A 15,164-nucleotide genomic window follows, 5' to 3' on the forward strand; every position below is an offset into this window, starting at 1 on the left:
ATCCACCGGGCCGTGGTCCCCGGCGAGGATGCCGTCGCGGGCCTGGCGCACGTCACCGCCGGCGCAGAAGGCCTTCGGCGAGGCGGAGACGATGAGCACCTGCTCGATGTCCGGATCCTCGCGCCACTGTTCGAGGGCGTCGGTGATGATGCGGATCATCTCGTGGTTGAGGCTGTTGAGCGCCTTCGGACGGTCCAGTTCGAGGACACCGGTACGCTGGCGGACGCTGACATGCACGGGCTGTTCATTCATGCCCGACAGCCTACCGACGCGAAAGGTCATAGTAATGGAGTTCCGGATCATCGCCCTCGACATGGACGGCACGCTTCTCGACGCCGCCGGTCAGATCCCCGACTCCTTCTGGCCCGTCCTCGGGGAACTGCGCTCCCGCGGCGTCGCCGTCGCCCCTGCGTCGGGCCGCCAGCTGGCCACGCTGCGCGCCATCTTCCCGGGGGACACCTTCATCGCCGAGAACGGCACCTGTGTCTTCCATGAGGGGGAGGTCGTGTCCACGACGCTTCTCGACGTCCCCACGGTCCACTCCGTCATCGACGCCGCCGCGGGGCTCGACATGGATCTCGTGGTGTGCACCCCGACGGTCGCGTACCACCTGCCGGGCATCTCCGCGGAGACGGAGGCCGAGCTGGCGAAGTACTACCACTCACGTCAGGCGACGGAGGACCTGCACGCGGTGACGGGCGTCATCAAGCTGGCGGGGTTCACCACCGGGGACGCCGAGCGTGAGATCCACCCCGCGCTCCGCGACGCCGCCCCCGACGCCAACGTCGTCGTCTCCGGGGCCCACTGGGTGGACATCATGAACGCCGACGCCGGCAAGGGCCGGGCGTTGACGGCGCTCGCGGAGACGATGGGCGTCGAGAAGCACCAGATCGCGGCGTTCGGCGACTACCTCAACGACCTCGAGCTGCTGCAGGCGGCGGGCACGGCGTGGGCGATGGAGAACGCGCACCCCGACATCAAGGCGATCGCGCACCACATCGCACCGCCGAACACGGAGGCCGGCGTGGTCACCGTCCTCCGGGAGCTGCTCGACGCCTGAACCGGCGCTACTTCTTCTTCGGCTTCTGCTTCGGCTCGGTGAGCTTGCTCGCGACGTCCGGCACGTAGCGGAACTCGGCGCGCGGCGGACGCTCGTAGCCGTTGTCGGACTCCGGACGGTCCGGGATCTGCGGCAGCGGGCGGTCGATCTTCTCGTACGGGATCGTCGACAGCAGGTGCGCGATCACGTTGATGCGGGACCGCTTCTTGTCCTCGCTCTCCACCGTGTACCACGGGGCGGAGGGGATGTCCGTGTGGATGAACATCTCGTCCTTCGCGCGGGAGTAGTCCTCCCACCGGGTGATGGACTGCAGGTCCATCGGCGAGAGCTTCCAGCGGCGCAGCGGATCCTCCAGACGGGACTGGAAACGGGCCAGCTGCTCCTCGTCCGAGACGGAGAACCAGTACTTGCGCAGCAGGATGCCGTCCTCGACGAGCAGACGCTCGAAGATCGGGGCCTGGTGGAGGAAGCGGCGGTACTCCTGCGAGGTGCAGAACCCCATGACGCGCTCGACGCCCGCCCGGTTGTACCAGGAGCGGTCGAAGATCACGATCTCACCGGCGGTCGGCAGCTTCTCGACGTAACGCTGGAAGTACCACTGCCCCTGCTCACGGGAGCTCGGGGCGGGCAGGGCTTCGATCCGGGCGCTGCGGGGGTTGAGGTACTGGGTGATCCGCTTGATCGCGGAGCCCTTGCCGGCCGCGTCACGGCCCTCCATGATGATGACCACGCGCGCACCGGTCTCGACGACCCACTGCTGCATATCCACCAGCTCGGCCTGGAGCCTCTTGAGCTCCTTCTCGTAGGCCTTGTTGTCCAGCTTCTTCGGCTTAGGGATCTGGTCAGTGGTGTCCTTGTTACCCATACAACTCAGACTACCTTCAGCTGACCTGGAATTCGGCCATCCGGTCCCACCCGCTCTTTCCCTCGATGAGGGTGTTGATGATCTGCGGGGTCTCCGCCAGAATCCGCGGGAACATCTCGGTCGCGGCCCGGAAATGATCGGAGTTCACGTGCGCCTCAGCGGCGTCATCCTGGAAGGCCTCGATCAGGATGTACTCATCCGGATCATCTGTGTTCCGGGACCAGTCGAAGAAGATGCAGCCGGGTTCTTCACGGGTCCGCCGGGTGAACTCGTCGACGAGCTCACGGAAGTTCTCGACGTACTCGGGCAGTGGGCGGAATCGGACGTTGATCAGAATCATGGTGTCCAGAGTACCGACGGACCGCCGGGTAGACTGTGATCTACTGCACAAGGAGGCCGTCATGGCTGCACAGGAAACCTTCGAGTTCGACGTCACCCGCTGGTTCAACTCCCCGCCCCTGGAGCTGGAGAAGCTGCGCGGCAAGGTCCTGCTGGTGGAGTTCTTCCAGATGCTCTGCCCCGGCTGCGTCAACCACTCCCTCCCCCAGGCCCGCCGCGTCCACCAGATGATCAAGAGCGATCAGCTGGTCGTGCTGGGCATCCACAGCGTCTTCGAGCACCACGCGGTGACCGGGCCGGACGCCCTGGAGGTGTTCCTCCACGAGTTCGGCATCCGCTTCCCCGTCGCCGTCGACCGGCCCAGCGAGACCGGAGTCCTGCCGGTGACGATGAAACGCTGGCAGCTCGAGGGCACCCCCACCACCATGCTCGTCGACCGGCAGGGTCGCGTCCGCCAGAAGTGGCTCGGCCAGATCGATGACCTGGCCCTCGGCGTGTGGCTGGGGACGCTGCTGGCGGAGGAGGCGGAATCTGCGGGTTAGAGGGCCCTCAGAGCAATGGCGACGTAGTGGTGGTTGTTGTCGTAGACCGTGGCCAGGCCGAAGGGGAATGCGTGGTCCTGCATCCCCAGATCGGGGTCACTTGCAGATACTTCACCTGGGGATATCAGCCCTCGAGCTGCTCCCCCACCTCGAGCCATTCCATCTCGAGTTCCTCGTGTTCCTCGCGGGCCTCGTTGAGGGCGGTGTTGGCGTCGGCGATCTTGCCGTAGTCCGGGTCGGCGGCCGCGGACAGCACGGCCATCTCCTGCTCGAAGGTGGCGATGCGCTCGTCGAGACGCGACATCTTCCGCTCCAGCGCCTGCATCTGCTTGCGCAGTTCGCGTTCCTCCTGGGAGCTCAGGCCCGACTGCTTCTCGACGGGCGCCTGGTCCCTCTCCCCCAGGTCCAGGGGGCCGGATCCGGCGGCCTCGGCCTGTTGTGCACGGACCTCGAGGTACTGCTCGATGCCGCGGGGGAGGTTGGTGAGCTGGCCGTCGCCGAACAGCGCCCAGGTGGAGTCGGCGATGCGCTCGATGAGGTAGCGGTCGTGGGAGATGACGACGAGGGTGCCGGGCCAGGAGTCGAGGAGTGACTCGAGTTCCTGCAGGGTGTCGATGTCGAGGTCGTTGGTGGGCTCGTCGAGGAGCAGGACGTTGGGCTCGGACATGAGCACGCGGGTGAGCTGCAGACGACGGCGCTCACCGCCGGAGAGGTCACCGACGGGGGTGCGCTGGCGCTTCGGCGAGAAGCCGAGGCGTTCGGCGAGCTGCGAGGCGGACATCTCGCGGTTGCCGAGGTGGACGTAGGTGGCGACGTCCTCGACGGCGTCGAGAAGCGTGCGGTCGGGGTCTAGGTCGTCGAGTTCCTGGCGGAGCCAGCCGAGTCGGACGGTCTGCCCCTCGATGCGACGGCCGGCGGCCAGCGGGTGCTCGCCGGCGAGGGCCCGCAGGAGGGTGGTCTTGCCGGAGCCGTTGACACCGACGAGGCCGATGCGCTCGCCCGGCGCGAGACGCCAGGTGAGGTGGTCGACGAGCATGCGTCCGTCGGGGGTCTCGATGCGGGCGTCCTCGAGTTCGATGACCACCTTGCCCTGCCGCTGGCGGGAGAAGGCCATGAGCTCGACGGTGTCGCGCGGGGCGGGGACGTCGGCGATGAGCGCCTCGGCGGCCTCGACGCGGTAGCGCGGCTTGGAGGTGCGGGCCGGTGCGCCGCGGCGCAGCCAGGCGAGTTCCTTGCGGGCCAGGTTCTGGCGGCGCTGCTCGATGGCGTCGGCCTGGCGGGCACGCTCGGCGCGTGCGAAGATCCAGTCGTTGTAGCCACCCTCGTAGGTGTCGACCCGTCCGTCGTGGACCTCCCAGGTCAGGGTGGCGACCTGGTCGAGGAACCAGCGGTCGTGGGTGACCACGACGACGGCGATGCGGCGGTCCAGGAGATGCTGCGCGAGCCACTGCACGCCCTCGACGTCGAGGTGGTTGGTGGGCTCATCCAGGACCACGAGGTCGAGGTCGCGGACGAGTGCGGCGGCGAGGTTCACACGGCGGCGCTCGCCACCGGAGAGGCTGCCCACCTTGGTATCCAGGCCGAGTTCCGCGACGCCGATGCCGCCGAGGACCTCACGGACGCGGGCGTTGGAGGCCCACTCGTAGGTCTGCAGTCCGAGAGGCTTGACGACGACGTCCGCGACCGTGTCGTCCGGGTCGAGTTCCGCGCGCTGGGTGACCACCGCCATGCGGAGGTCGGAGTTGTGGGAGACGCGGCCGGAGTCGGGTTCCTCGATGCCGGTGAGGACCTCCAGGAGGGTCGTCTTGCCGCCGCCGTTGAGTCCCACGACGCCGATGCGGTCGCCGGTCTGCACTCCGAGGCTCACGCCGTCGAGCAGTGTCTTGAGCCCCCAGGTCTTGGAGACGTTCTCGAGATTAATCAGATTCGTCATGTCAAGAGCACATTCTAGGCGGTCGGGAGGGGTGGGAGCGAACCTTCCCACCACCCCTGTTTCACATGGTTTTCATTTGCATTAGTGTTCCGCCCATGCAGAAACGACTCCGCCCGGCCACCCTGGCCGTCCCCGCCCTCCTGACCTCCCTCCTGCTCGCCGCCTGCGGCGGCCCCACTCCCGCCACCACCGCCACCACGACCTCCCCCGCCACCGGGGCGGCGTCGGCAAGCGAACTCAAGGAAGTCGCCTCCGTCACCCCGCGGGTACTACTCTCCCACGACCGGGGCGTCACCGTCCTCGACTCCGCCACCGGCGACGTCATCTCCGAGATCGACCACCCCGGATTCCTGCGGCTGGCCGGAGCAGGAGACGGCCGCCACGCCCTCATCGCCGACGGCGACCGGTTCCTCGCCCTCGACGCCGCCGTGCAGACCCGCCTCCACGGTGACCACACCCACAGCTACGCCGGAGACCCCTCCCTCACCGACATCTCCTACGACTCCCCGCACGCCGGCCACGTGGTGGTCAACGACGGACTGACCGCGCTGTTCTCCGACGGCGAGGGCACCGTGCGCATCATCCCCACCGACCAGGTCGCCGGGGGCTACCGCGCCGCCGACGGCACGGTCGTGGACACCGGAGCGCCGCACCACGGCGTCGCCGTGCCGTTCCGGGACGGCTCCGTGCTGCTGACGGTCGGCACCGAGGATGAGCGCAGGACCATCCAGCACCGCGCCGCCGACGGAACCGTCCTCGCGGAGACGGACCAGTGCCCGGGAGTCCACGGCGAGGCGACCGCCGCCGCAGGCCGCGCAGTGTTCGGATGCGAGGACGGGCCGGTCGTCTTCGACGGCACGGAGTTCCACAAGATCCCCGCCGCCCACGGGGCCGATTACCAGCGCACCGGCAACGTCGCGGGACACCCCGATTCCCCCACCGTCCTCGGAGATCTCAAGGTGGACAAGGACGCGAAGAAGGAACGCCCGACCCGCGTCACCCTCATCGACACCCGCAGCAACACCATGCAGCAGGTGGAGCTGGATTCCTCCTACTGGTTCCGCTCACTGAGCCGCGGCCCCGCCGGCGAGGCCCTCGTCCTCACCTACGACGGCCACCTGAAGGTCATCGACCCCGGGTCCGGGGAGATCACCGCCGACATCCCGGCCATCGAGGCCTGGGAGGAGAAGGAGAAGTGGCAGGAGCCCGGCCCGATCATCCAGGTCGTCGGCGACACCGCCTACATCACCGACGCCGAGAACAAGGAGCTGGTCCTGGTGGACCTGACCTCGGGAGAGGTGCGCAACCGCTTCCAGCTCACCTTCGCCCCGGTGGAGATGACGGTGCTGGACGGCATCGCCGACGCCGACGCCGCCCAGATCGCGGGGAAGCCGGGACACGAGGGCCACGGGGACCACGACCACTGAGGCCGGACAGGCTGACCGGAAGAAGTCACAGGAGAGTGCGCCGTGGCGCACTCTCCTCCCCATTTCCAGCACCCTGAGCTGCAGAAACAGCCGTGGCAAGTTCATGTCCGGGGCGTGTGTTACATTGCGGATGATCGAACACCAATTCGACTTCCGGGGGAACCGCGATGCTGCCGACACAGACAGCACCCATCACAGCAACCGCACTGACCGACCAGTCCGACGCCGACCTGACCGCCACCATCTCCGACGCCCACTCCCTGCTCACCCACCACAAGGCGCGCTTCATCATGGCGCTGACCGAATTCCACCACCGCGGGCTCGCCACCGGACACGGCGCACCCAATACCTCCGTGTGGATCCAACGCACCCACGGGGTATCCCGTCGCACCTCCTACGAGTACCTCGGAGTGGGCACCAAACTGCGGACCTTCCCGCTGCTCAGCGAGGCCTTCCTCGCCGCCGACTTCTCCTACTCCGTCGTCCGCCTGCTCCTGCGGTACATGACGCAGGAGAACCAGGAGGAACTCATCGCACTGGCGCGGGCCCACCCCTTCCCCGAGCTGAAGATGATGCTGGCCGGGCGGGACGCCCCGGGTTCCGCCCCCACCCTCAACAAGTTGTCCGTGGTCGTGGACCCGGAGACCGGAGAGCTCCGCCTGTGGGGCCGGCTCGACCCCGAACGGGGAGCCGAGTTCATGGCGGCACTCAAGATCTCGGAGCTGGCCAACCTGGTGGACCTGGAGGGTGTCGACAAGCAGACACTCGAGGACCCGGAGGCTGTGGCGGAGCTCGTCGACAAGGCGCGCGGCGCTGAGGGTACGGAACCGGACCAGGGCACAGGACCCCGGACCCGCTTCGGCGCACCCCTCGCGTCGACGGTGTTCACCGCATTCATGGGGCTGATCCACATCGCGCGGTCCCACCCCGTCAGCCGGGTCCGCGCCCCGGGGGCGGAGGTGAACGTCATGGTCACGCAGGACGGACGCGCCTTCATCCCCGGCCACCACGGTGGGCAGACCGGCCACCTGATGCGCGCGATCCTCAACGGGGCGGTCCGCTACCACCTGCTCGACCGCACCGGGCTGACGCTCAAGGTCACCCGCTCCACGCGACTGGCCACGGCCGCCCAGGTGAAGGCGCTGCTGACGGCCTGGGGTCACCAGTGCGCCGGCCCCGGTTGCGACCACACCCGCTTCCTCGAGTTCCACCACATCGTGCCCTGGGCGGAGGGTGGGATGACGGAACTGTCCAACCTCATCCCCCTGTGCTCGGGGTGTCATGCGCTGGTGAGCGCGGGGATCATGGTCATTCTCTTCGACACCGACCCGCGCCTGTTGCGTTTCCGGCTGCCGGGTGGTGAGAGCTACACCTCGGAGAACCGCGGCCTGGCGGTCACCGACGCCGCCATGGGCCGGTGGGGAGACAGGTACTTCAGCGGTCCGGTCCCCCGCGGCGATGAGCATCTCGTCGACGTCTGGGAGCACACCGACAGCTTCAACGATGACGACGATGGCACCGCCCTGTGAGTGCGCCACGGCGCACTCCGGCGGTCAGTCGATGAGGTGGGCGCCCTTCGCCGGCCCGTGGGCGGTGGTGCCCGAGTAGGCGCCGTCGGCGAGCAGATCATCGAGGACATCCCGGGCATGCAGCTCCGAACGGCACAGGAAAGCCACCGTCGGGCCTGAACCGGAGACGATGCCCGCCAGGGCCCCTGCCTCCCGTCCGGCCTCCAGCGTCCGCCCGATGTCACGACGCAGGGAGAGCGCGGGAACCTGCAGGTCATTGACCAGCACAGGGGCCAGCTCCTCCGCCTCGCCGCTGAGCAGGGCGCGGGACAGCGCCGTCGTGTCCGGGGACGGGCCGATCTGTGTGCCCCGGGCCCGCATGTCGTCCAGCTCCGCGAACACCCGTGGCGTGGACAGCCCCTCCTTGAAGAACACGAGCGCCCAGTGGTACGTCCCACGCGAGAGCATCGGGGTGAGCAGTTCGCCGCGCCCGCGGCCGAGCATCGTCCCGCCCCGCAGGGTGAAGGGCACGTCGGAGCCGAGCTCCGCGGCGATGTCGTTCAACACGGACATCGGCACGGCGGGGTGGTTCTCGGAGAGGAAGGCGTGGGCGGCGACGAGGGCGGCGGCCGCGTCGGCGGAACCACCGGCCATGCCGCCGGCGGTGGGGATGCCCTTGTGGATCTGGATGTGCACGCTACGGGACTCCGCCAGGCCGTGATGGCTCCGGTAGTACTCCACGAGCTTGTCGACGGCCCGCCACGCCAGGTTCGAGTCATCCGTCGGCACGGAGGCCGCGTCCAGCCCCATGGCGGACAACCCCGAGACGATCGAACCCCCGGTGACCAGATCGCGGTCGGGGCCGATCTCCAGGGTGACCGTGTCGGCCAGGCTCAGGGACTGGAAGACGGTGGTCAGGTCGTGGTAACCGTCCTCGCGCAGGTCACCCACCCCGAGGTGCAGGTTGACCTTGGCGTGCGCCTGCGCGCTGATGGACCTCATGCGCTCGCTCATGAAGTGACCCCCGCGAGACGGACGAAGTCGGTGACGTCGAGCTTCTCGCCGCGCAGCTGGGGATCGATCCCGGCGGCGCGGAGAGCCTCCTCCGCGGCGACACCGGAGCCGTAGTGCCCGGAAAGCGCGGCGCGCAGGGTCTTGCGGCGCTGGGCGAAGGCGGCGTCGATGACCGGCCACACCTGCGCGCGGGATTCGTCGGTGATCGGCCACGGCTCGGAGCCGGGCTCGAAGAGGTCGATGCGGACCAGGCCGGACTCGATGTTCGGCGCCGGCCAGAAGACATGCTTTCCGACGGACCCCGCCCGCCGCACCGCGCCGTAGAACGCGGCCTTGACGCTGGGCACGCCGTAGATCTTGGAGCCCGGCTCCGCGGCGAGACGGTCCGCCACCTCCGCCTGCACCATGACGAGGACGCGGCGGATCGAGGGGAAGGTCGCCAGCAGGTGCAGCAGCACCGGGACGGAGACGTTGTAGGGCAGGTTCGCGACCAGCGCGGTCGGTTCCCCCAGGTCAGCCGGCTCGACGCGGAGGGCGTCCTTCTGCACGATGGTCAGCTTGCCGGCCTGCGCGGGTGCGCGCCATTCGACGGTGCTGGGCAGCTCCGCGGCGAGACGAGGGTCGATCTCCACGGCGGTGACGCGGGCGACGGTGTCGAGCAGCCCCAGGGTGAGCGAGCCGAGGCCCGGCCCGACCTCGACGACGTGGTCCTCCGGTGAGAGGTCCGCGGCCGCGATGATCATGCGGACCGTGTTCGGGTCGTGCAGGAAGTTCTGGCCGAGTTTCTTCGTCGGGGTGACGTCGAGCTTCTCTGCCAGGGCGCGGATCTCCACGGGTCCGAGCAGGTCGGCGGGCTGTTCACTGGAGGTCATGCTCCCAATCTAGACCACCAGCGGTTAGTCACCGATTCGGACGACGCCGAGGGTCTGCGTCTTCGTGAACGCCTCCATGGCCCAGGGGCCGTTGAAACGGCCGAGGCCCGAGTTGCGGGTGCCGCCGAACGCGACGTGCGCCTCGTCCTGGATCGGGCCCTCGTTGACGAAGGCCATCCCGGACTCCATGCGGCGGGCGAAACGCAGACCGCGGTCGAGGTTCTGGGTGAACACGCTGGCGGACAGTCCGTAGGTGCTCGCGTTGGCCAGCTCCAGGGCGTGCTCCTCGTCGCGGGCGGTGAGGATGCCGATGAGCGGGCCGAAGATCTCCTCGCGGGCGATCTCCATGTCGGGGGTGACGTCGGTGAAGATGTGCGGCGGGATGACACGTCCCTCGGTCGGCCCCTCGAGCGCGACGGTCGCGCCCTCCTCCCGGGCCCGGGCGATCTTGGCGTGCAGCGCCTCGACCTGGGAGTCGTTGATGATGGGGCCCACGAGGGTGTCCTTGAGTGCGGGGTCGCCGGTGCGGATCCTCCCGGCCGCCGCGAGCAGCTTCCCGACGAACGCCTCCCGCACCCCCTCCGTCACGATGATCCGGTTGACCGCCATGCAGATCTGCCCGGAGTGGAGGAAGGAGCCGACGACGGCGGTGTGGACGGCGGCGGGGAGGTCGGCGTCGTCAAGCACGACGAGCGGGGCGTTGCCGCCGAGCTCCAGGGCGACGGGCTTGAGGTGCTCACCGCTGACGGCGACGCGGCCGACCTTCTTGCCCACCGGGGTGGAACCGGTGAAGCTGATGAGCCCGGGGACGGGGTGTGCGACGAACTCGTCGCCGATCTCGGAGCCGGAGCCGACGACGACGGACAGGACGCCCGCGGGCAGTCCGGCCTCCTCGTAGACCCGGGCGAGCAGCAGGCCGCCGGTGACGGGGGTGTCGCTCGCGGGCTTGATCACCACGGCGTTGCCCACCGCGAGAGCCGGGGCGACGGAGCGCTGGGTGAGGTGCAGCGGGAAGTTCCACGGGCTGATGACCCCGACGACGCCGACGGGTCCGCGTTCGACGCGGACCTCCCGGTCCGGGGTGTTGGTGTCGAAGAGCTGGCCGGACAGGCGCGTCGGGAAGGACGCCGCCTCCTGCGCCATGGTGACGGCCAGGGTGACCTCGATGTGCGCCTTGGTGGTGGTCGACCCGCCCTCGCGGACCAGCCACTCGACGATCTCCATGCGGCGGGAGCGCAGGATCTCGGCGGCCGCGAGCATCACTTTGCGACGCCCACCCGGCCCCGTCGCCGCCCACTCCTTCTGCGCCTCGGCGGCGGCGCGGTAGGCCTCGTCGAGGTCGGTGGCGTCGGCGAGGCGGATGCTGGTGACGGCGGAGTCGTCGAAGGGGTTGGTGATCTCCGCGACCCGTCCCGAGCGTCCGTCCCGCCACTCGCCGCCGATGAACTGCGTGTTGACGGACTGGCCTGCGAAGATGCCGGGCTCGAACGGGGTGACGGTCATGGTGGTCCTTTCCGGGACTACGGGATTTACCAACTGACCGTTCAGTATATGTGCCGGGGCTAGCTGCCGCCCTCCGCGAACTTCTCGACGATCGCCGCGTTGAAGGCCGGCAGGTCGTCCGGCGTGCGGGAGGAGACGATGCCGTCGTCGACGCGGACCTCCTCATCCACCCACGTCGCACCCGCGTTGCGCAGGTCGGTCCGGATCGACGGGTAGGAGGTGAGGGTGCGGCCGGCGAGGACGTCGGCGTCGGTGAGGATCCACGCACCGTGGCAGATCACGCCCAGCGGCTTCCCCGCCTCGACGTGGGCCCTGACGAAGGCGACCGCCGGCTCGTCCATGCGGATCTTGTCGGCGTTGCCGGTGCCGCCGGGCAGGATGAGGGCGTCAAAATCGGCCGGGTCGGCGTCGGTGGTGAGCCCGTCGACGGTGACCTCCGTGCCGTTCTTGCCCTCGATGGTGCCCGCCTCCGGGGCGAGGACGGTGACCTCGGCCCCTGCGGCGCGGACCGCCTCGACGGGCTGGGTGAGCTCGGAATCCTCGAAACCGTGGGTCGCGATGACGGCGACCCGGACGTTGTTCAGCGTGGTGGAGTCAGACATGTTCATCACCTTTCTCGGGGGTTGTATGCCCCGAGCGTAATGATTCCTGCTCCGCGGCGCAGGAGCCTAGCGCAGGCCCATGCGGGCGGTGCAGGCCGGCCATGCGCCCCAGCCCTGGCCGGCGAGGGTCTTCTCGGCGATGGCGATCTGCTGCTCACGGGTCGCCAGGTTGGCGGTCGGCGCGAACTGGGTGCCGCCGTAGGCCGCCCAGGTGGACGGGGAGAACTGCAGGCCACCCTGGTAGCCGTTGCCGGTGTTGATGGACCAGTTGCCGCCGGACTCGCACTGCGCGAGGGTGTCCCACACGGAGCCGCCGGCGACGGAGGGTGCGCTCGGGGCGGCCTTGGTGCCGCGGGAGATACGGGCGGCGGTCGCCGGGGCGATCTCGTTCTCGGCGACGGTCTCGCGGGAGGACTCGACCCCGTTGACGGTCGTGATGCGGGTGGTGATCTCCCGGGTGCCCGGGGTGCCGGCCTCGAGGACGGTCTCGGTGCCCTCGGGGGACTGCGGGTCGTCGATGTACTCGGCCGGGGCCTCGAAGGACTCGGTGACGGTCTCCTCGGAGACGGTGACACGCTCGATGGTGACCTGGGTGTTGTTCCGCAGGGCGGTGTCCGGTGCCGGGGTGACGCGGTCGTGCTCGCCGAGCTCGATGCCGCGGGCGTCGAGAAGCTCCTTGACGTCGGAGGCGGCGACCTCGGTGTAGACGACCTTGCCGCCGTCGTTGACGGCGACGATCTTCGGGGTGGTGATGTCGACGCGCATGCCGTCGGTGACGCGGGTGTCGCCGGACTCGGCGACCTTCGCGGACGGGCGGAGATCGGAGAGCTCACCGATGAGGTCGTTGACGGTCAGGGCGGTGGAGGTGACCTCGGTCTCCTCACCGTCGATGACGACGGCGACCGGCTTCGCGGTGCGGACCGTGATCGTCGCGCCCTTGGTGAGGGCCTCGCTCGGGGCCGGGTAGACCAGGTCCGCGTCGTCGACGACGACACCGGCGGCGTCCAGCGCGCCCGCGACGTCGCGGGACAGGGTGGTCAGCTCGGTGGTCTCACCGTTGACGTCGAGGACGACGTCCTTCTGTGCGCCGGCGACGGCGACGCCGCCGACGAGGAGGGCACCCAGGACTCCGCCGGTGGCGAGTCGCTTGGTGTGGGAGGTGCCGGAGTTGTTGATCCGCGTGATTCGTGAAGTGTTGTTGAGGCCCATGGGGTTTTTTACGTTCTCGATCTCATTCGGGGAAATCCTGCAGCTGTCGCCGCTGGCTCGTTGATCACAGTACGGTAACAGTAATGTGAGCGCCAGGGAACCTGAGATGTGTCGCCATCTCAGGAAACTCAGTTAACTCGCACCACTTCCACCCCATAAGCGCAGCTCAGCGACCTCTGTGAATATGCTCACTACCCCCGCTGGTACACCCGCTGAAACGTTTCCGTCAGTTCGAGCGCTAGATCTGCCACGTCCTGCCCCCTGGCCTCCGCCACGCACAGCGCCGTGTGCCCCACCAGGGCCGGCTCATTACGCGCCCCACGGAAAGGCTCCGGTGTCATGTACGGCGCATCCGTCTCGATGAGCAGCTGCCCCCGCGGCGCGATCCGGGCGGCCTCCCGCAGCTCGTCGTTGCGCTTGAACGTCACGTTGCCCGCGAAGCTGAGCACATAACCACGTTCGAGCGCCTCCTCCGCCATCGCCAGCGGTGAGGAGAAGCAGTGCAGGATCGTCTCCACCGGCTGCGGGGCGTCGGCGAGCACCGCCATCAGTTCGGTGTCGGCCTCGCGGTTGTGCAGCATGAGGGCCTTGCCGGAGCTGATCGCCAGGTCGATGTGCCAGCGCAGCGCCTCCTCCTGCACCTCGAGCGGCGCGGTGCGCTCCGGGGCGTGCCGGATCCAGTAGGTGTCCAGGCCGGTCTCACCGACGGCCACGCAGTCCGGGTCCGCGACCATCTCAGTGAGACGCGCCCGGGCGGCGTCATCCAGCTCGTGCGCCCGGGTCGGGTGGACCGCACACGCGGCGAACACACGCTCATTGTGCTGCGCGGCCGCCAGCGCCAGCTCCGCCTCGGGCAGCCCGTCACCGACGGTGCAGATGAGCTCCACACCCGCCTCGACCGCGCGACTCACGATCACGTCGACCTCCTCCGGCGTCCGCGCCCCGCACGACGCCAGATGCGTGTGGGCGTCGACGATCCCGGGGATCCGGTCAGCGGGCACGGGCGTGGGACGGGGCTTCTTCTTCGACATGGCTGACATTCTAGGGACATGACCCGTTTCGTCGACCTCACCCGCCCCCTGCACCCGGACATGCCGCGCTTCCCCACCGACCCGCCTCTCGAGGTCACGGAGCTGGCGGACGCCGCGACCGACGGCTTCGAGGTCTGCTCCTACCGGGTCGTCGGCCCCTCCGGCACGCATATCGACGCCCCCGCGCACGTGGTGCCCGGCGGCCGCACGCTCGCGGACATTCCGCTCCACGAGATGGTCCTGCCGCTGGTGGTCTTTTCGCTTCTCGACGCCCCCTTCCTCACCGCCACCCACATCCTCACGTGGGAGGACCTCCACGGACCTGTGCCGGCCGGGTGTTTCGCAACGTTGCACACCGGGGAGCTCGACGCCGGATGGGCACTCGATGCGGTGCAGCTGCTCCATGCCCGCGGAGTGGTGGCGATCGGTCACGACACCCTCAACACCGACCCCGCAGAGCTCACCGGGCGTGGCGAATACCCGGCCCAGCGCTGGTGGCTGGAGCACGACCGCTGGCAGGTGGAACTGCTCACCGGACTGGAACGGGTGCCCGCGACAGGGGCACAGATGTGGGTGTCCTGGCCGGTACCGGCCGGTGGGTCATCGTTCCCGTGCCGGGCGGTGGCGGTGATGTGAACCTGGATCACCCCCTGCTCGCCAGGGCGAAGGGCAGCACCGCCTGACCGGTGCGCTCCGCCAGGGCGGAACCGGCGACCGTGACCGACCAGCCGGTGTCGATGAGGTCGGTGACCAGCAGCACCGGGCCGTCGGCGGGCCCGACGCCGGCGTAGTCCCAGTGGTCGAGCAGCGCGGTGACGCGGTAGGCGGAGTTCTGCGCCGCCACCTCCCCCGCCCCGGGACGCACGGGCAGCACCCCGGCAAAGGTCATGCGCCCCACCGCGGCGATGGCCTCGGCGAGTGCCTCCACGAAGGCCGTGCGCGCCGGGTCGTGGGATCCCAGTGCCACCACCGTCGTCGGCCGCCGGGTCCAGTCCCAGTCGGAGAGCACCGCGACGATGTGTGGCAACCAGGTGTCCTGCTGCCAGGGGGAGGTGGGGCGCCAGGAGGGGTCCGCGAGCAGCTGCGTCAGCGCCGGGCCGCGGGCGATGTCGTTGAGGCGGCCCAGAGCACGACCGGGTTCGACGCCGTGGATGCGGCCGCGGACGGATATGCCGGTGGGCCACTGGCGGCGCTGCGTCACGCGGACACCGGGGGCGGTGAGGCGGGCGTCGACGCGCTCGGCGACGGCCGGGTCCACC

15 protein-coding genes and 1 pseudogene are annotated in these 15,164 nt (G+C 69.2%); 5 read left to right on the forward strand and 11 right to left on the reverse strand.

Features of this window, described 5'->3' with window-relative positions:
• Window positions 1–252: enoyl-CoA hydratase/isomerase family protein (locus GXZ33_RS07185; RefSeq protein ID WP_291340160.1), on the reverse strand; the 252-nt coding region annotated here is incomplete at its 3' end.
• 34 nt (window positions 253–286) lie between these two features.
• On the opposite strand from GXZ33_RS07185, the gene GXZ33_RS07190 reads away from it, so the two are divergent.
• Window positions 287–1,060, forward strand: coding sequence for an HAD family hydrolase (locus tag GXZ33_RS07190; protein ID WP_291340161.1), 774 nt, complete (start codon window positions 287–289; stop codon window positions 1,058–1,060).
• Between the two features lie 7 nt (window positions 1,061–1,067).
• Here GXZ33_RS07190 and ppk2 read toward each other — a convergent pair whose 3' ends face one another.
• Together ppk2 and GXZ33_RS07200 are read right to left on the reverse strand one after the other, a co-directional pair.
• Window positions 1,068–1,925, reverse strand: a complete 858-nt coding sequence (ppk2, locus tag GXZ33_RS07195; protein ID WP_291340162.1) for a polyphosphate kinase 2 — start codon at window positions 1,923–1,925, stop codon at window positions 1,068–1,070.
• Window positions 1,926–1,941: 16 nt separating this feature from the next.
• Window positions 1,942–2,265 (reverse strand): putative quinol monooxygenase, encoded by a 324-nt coding sequence (locus GXZ33_RS07200; protein ID WP_291340163.1) that lies wholly within the window; start codon window positions 2,263–2,265, stop codon window positions 1,942–1,944.
• A gap of 61 nt (window positions 2,266–2,326) precedes the next feature.
• Here GXZ33_RS07200 and GXZ33_RS07205 point away from each other — a divergent pair, with 61 nt between their 5' ends.
• On the forward strand, window positions 2,327–2,806 hold the full coding sequence (locus tag GXZ33_RS07205; RefSeq protein ID WP_291340164.1) for a TlpA disulfide reductase family protein: 480 nt from the start codon (window positions 2,327–2,329) through the stop codon (window positions 2,804–2,806).
• Between the two features lie 124 nt (window positions 2,807–2,930).
• On the opposite strand, the gene GXZ33_RS07210 is transcribed toward GXZ33_RS07205, so the two are convergent.
• Entirely contained in the window at window positions 2,931–4,739 is a 1,809-nt protein-coding gene (locus tag GXZ33_RS07210) for an ABC-F family ATP-binding cassette domain-containing protein (protein WP_291340165.1), read from the reverse strand.
• Between the two features lie 95 nt (window positions 4,740–4,834).
• Here GXZ33_RS07210 and GXZ33_RS07215 point away from each other — a divergent pair, with 95 nt between their 5' ends.
• Both GXZ33_RS07215 and GXZ33_RS07220 read left to right on the forward strand, forming a co-directional pair.
• Complete coding sequence (locus tag GXZ33_RS07215; protein WP_291340166.1) at window positions 4,835–6,166, forward strand: hypothetical protein; 1,332 nt, start codon at window positions 4,835–4,837, stop codon at window positions 6,164–6,166.
• A 167-nt stretch (window positions 6,167–6,333) separates the two neighbouring features.
• On the forward strand, window positions 6,334–7,695 hold the full coding sequence (locus tag GXZ33_RS07220; RefSeq protein ID WP_291340167.1) for an HNH endonuclease: 1,362 nt from the start codon (window positions 6,334–6,336) through the stop codon (window positions 7,693–7,695).
• 24 nt (window positions 7,696–7,719) lie between these two features.
• On the opposite strand, the gene GXZ33_RS07225 is transcribed toward GXZ33_RS07220, so the two are convergent.
• The 6 genes from GXZ33_RS07225 to GXZ33_RS07250 all read right to left on the reverse strand — a co-directional run bounded on the left by GXZ33_RS07225 (window position 7,720) and on the right by GXZ33_RS07250 (window position 13,905).
• Window positions 7,720–8,676 carry a 4-(cytidine 5'-diphospho)-2-C-methyl-D-erythritol kinase gene (locus tag GXZ33_RS07225; RefSeq protein WP_291340168.1) on the reverse strand — a complete coding sequence of 319 codons (957 nt, stop codon included), beginning with the start codon at window positions 8,674–8,676 and terminating at the stop codon, window positions 7,720–7,722.
• An 8-nt stretch (window positions 8,677–8,684) separates the two neighbouring features.
• Window positions 8,685–9,560, reverse strand: a complete 876-nt coding sequence (gene rsmA / locus GXZ33_RS07230) for a 16S rRNA (adenine(1518)-N(6)/adenine(1519)-N(6))-dimethyltransferase RsmA (protein WP_291340169.1) — start codon at window positions 9,558–9,560, stop codon at window positions 8,685–8,687.
• Window positions 9,561–9,584: 24 nt separating this feature from the next.
• Window positions 9,585–11,063, reverse strand: a complete 1,479-nt coding sequence (locus tag GXZ33_RS07235) for an aldehyde dehydrogenase family protein (RefSeq protein ID WP_291340170.1) — start codon at window positions 11,061–11,063, stop codon at window positions 9,585–9,587.
• A gap of 59 nt (window positions 11,064–11,122) precedes the next feature.
• On the reverse strand, window positions 11,123–11,665 hold the full coding sequence (locus GXZ33_RS07240) for a type 1 glutamine amidotransferase domain-containing protein (RefSeq protein WP_291340171.1): 543 nt from the start codon (window positions 11,663–11,665) through the stop codon (window positions 11,123–11,125).
• Window positions 11,666–11,731: 66 nt separating this feature from the next.
• Window positions 11,732–12,874, reverse strand: coding sequence for a resuscitation-promoting factor (locus tag GXZ33_RS07245; RefSeq protein ID WP_291340172.1), 1,143 nt, complete (start codon window positions 12,872–12,874; stop codon window positions 11,732–11,734).
• Between the two features lie 191 nt (window positions 12,875–13,065).
• Complete coding sequence (locus GXZ33_RS07250; protein WP_291340173.1) at window positions 13,066–13,905, reverse strand: TatD family hydrolase; 840 nt, start codon at window positions 13,903–13,905, stop codon at window positions 13,066–13,068.
• Between the two features lie 18 nt (window positions 13,906–13,923).
• Between GXZ33_RS07250 and GXZ33_RS07255 the strand changes: the two genes are divergently transcribed.
• A complete protein-coding gene (locus GXZ33_RS07255) occupies window positions 13,924–14,541 on the forward strand; it encodes a cyclase family protein (protein WP_291340174.1) in 618 nt (205 codons plus the stop codon).
• Window positions 14,542–14,548: 7 nt separating this feature from the next.
• Here GXZ33_RS07255 and GXZ33_RS07260 read toward each other — a convergent pair.
• A pseudogene (locus GXZ33_RS07260) lies at window positions 14,549–15,164 on the reverse strand (recombinase RecQ); the annotation flags it as partial.

The organism is Corynebacterium sp., from assembly GCF_012838985.1.
Classification (GTDB): Bacteria; Actinomycetota; Actinomycetes; order Mycobacteriales; family Mycobacteriaceae; genus Corynebacterium.

Bases quoted from the DNA above. Each gene is read 5' to 3' on its own strand.
- GXZ33_RS07255 (WP_291340174.1), top strand. From the start codon at position 13,924: ATGACCCGTTTCGTCGACCTCACCCGCCCCCTGCACCCGGACATGCCG.
- GXZ33_RS07210 (WP_291340165.1), bottom strand. From the start codon at position 4,739: ATGACGAATCTGATTAATCTCGAGAACGTCTCCAAGACCTGGGGGCTC.
- ppk2 (WP_291340162.1), bottom strand. From the start codon at position 1,925: ATGGGTAACAAGGACACCACTGACCAGATCCCTAAGCCGAAGAAGCTG.
- GXZ33_RS07225 (WP_291340168.1), bottom strand. From the start codon at position 8,676: ATGAGGTCCATCAGCGCGCAGGCGCACGCCAAGGTCAACCTGCACCTC.
- GXZ33_RS07215 (WP_291340166.1), top strand. From the start codon at position 4,835: ATGCAGAAACGACTCCGCCCGGCCACCCTGGCCGTCCCCGCCCTCCTG.
- GXZ33_RS07205 (WP_291340164.1), top strand. From the start codon at position 2,327: ATGGCTGCACAGGAAACCTTCGAGTTCGACGTCACCCGCTGGTTCAAC.
- rsmA (WP_291340169.1), bottom strand. From the start codon at position 9,560: ATGACCTCCAGTGAACAGCCCGCCGACCTGCTCGGACCCGTGGAGATC.
- GXZ33_RS07220 (WP_291340167.1), top strand. From the start codon at position 6,334: ATGCTGCCGACACAGACAGCACCCATCACAGCAACCGCACTGACCGAC.
- GXZ33_RS07250 (WP_291340173.1), bottom strand. From the start codon at position 13,905: ATGTCGAAGAAGAAGCCCCGTCCCACGCCCGTGCCCGCTGACCGGATC.
- GXZ33_RS07245 (WP_291340172.1), bottom strand. From the start codon at position 12,874: ATGGGCCTCAACAACACTTCACGAATCACGCGGATCAACAACTCCGGC.
- GXZ33_RS07240 (WP_291340171.1), bottom strand. From the start codon at position 11,665: ATGTCTGACTCCACCACGCTGAACAACGTCCGGGTCGCCGTCATCGCG.
- GXZ33_RS07235 (WP_291340170.1), bottom strand. From the start codon at position 11,063: ATGACCGTCACCCCGTTCGAGCCCGGCATCTTCGCAGGCCAGTCCGTC.
- GXZ33_RS07200 (WP_291340163.1), bottom strand. From the start codon at position 2,265: ATGATTCTGATCAACGTCCGATTCCGCCCACTGCCCGAGTACGTCGAG.
- GXZ33_RS07190 (WP_291340161.1), top strand. From the start codon at position 287: ATGGAGTTCCGGATCATCGCCCTCGACATGGACGGCACGCTTCTCGAC.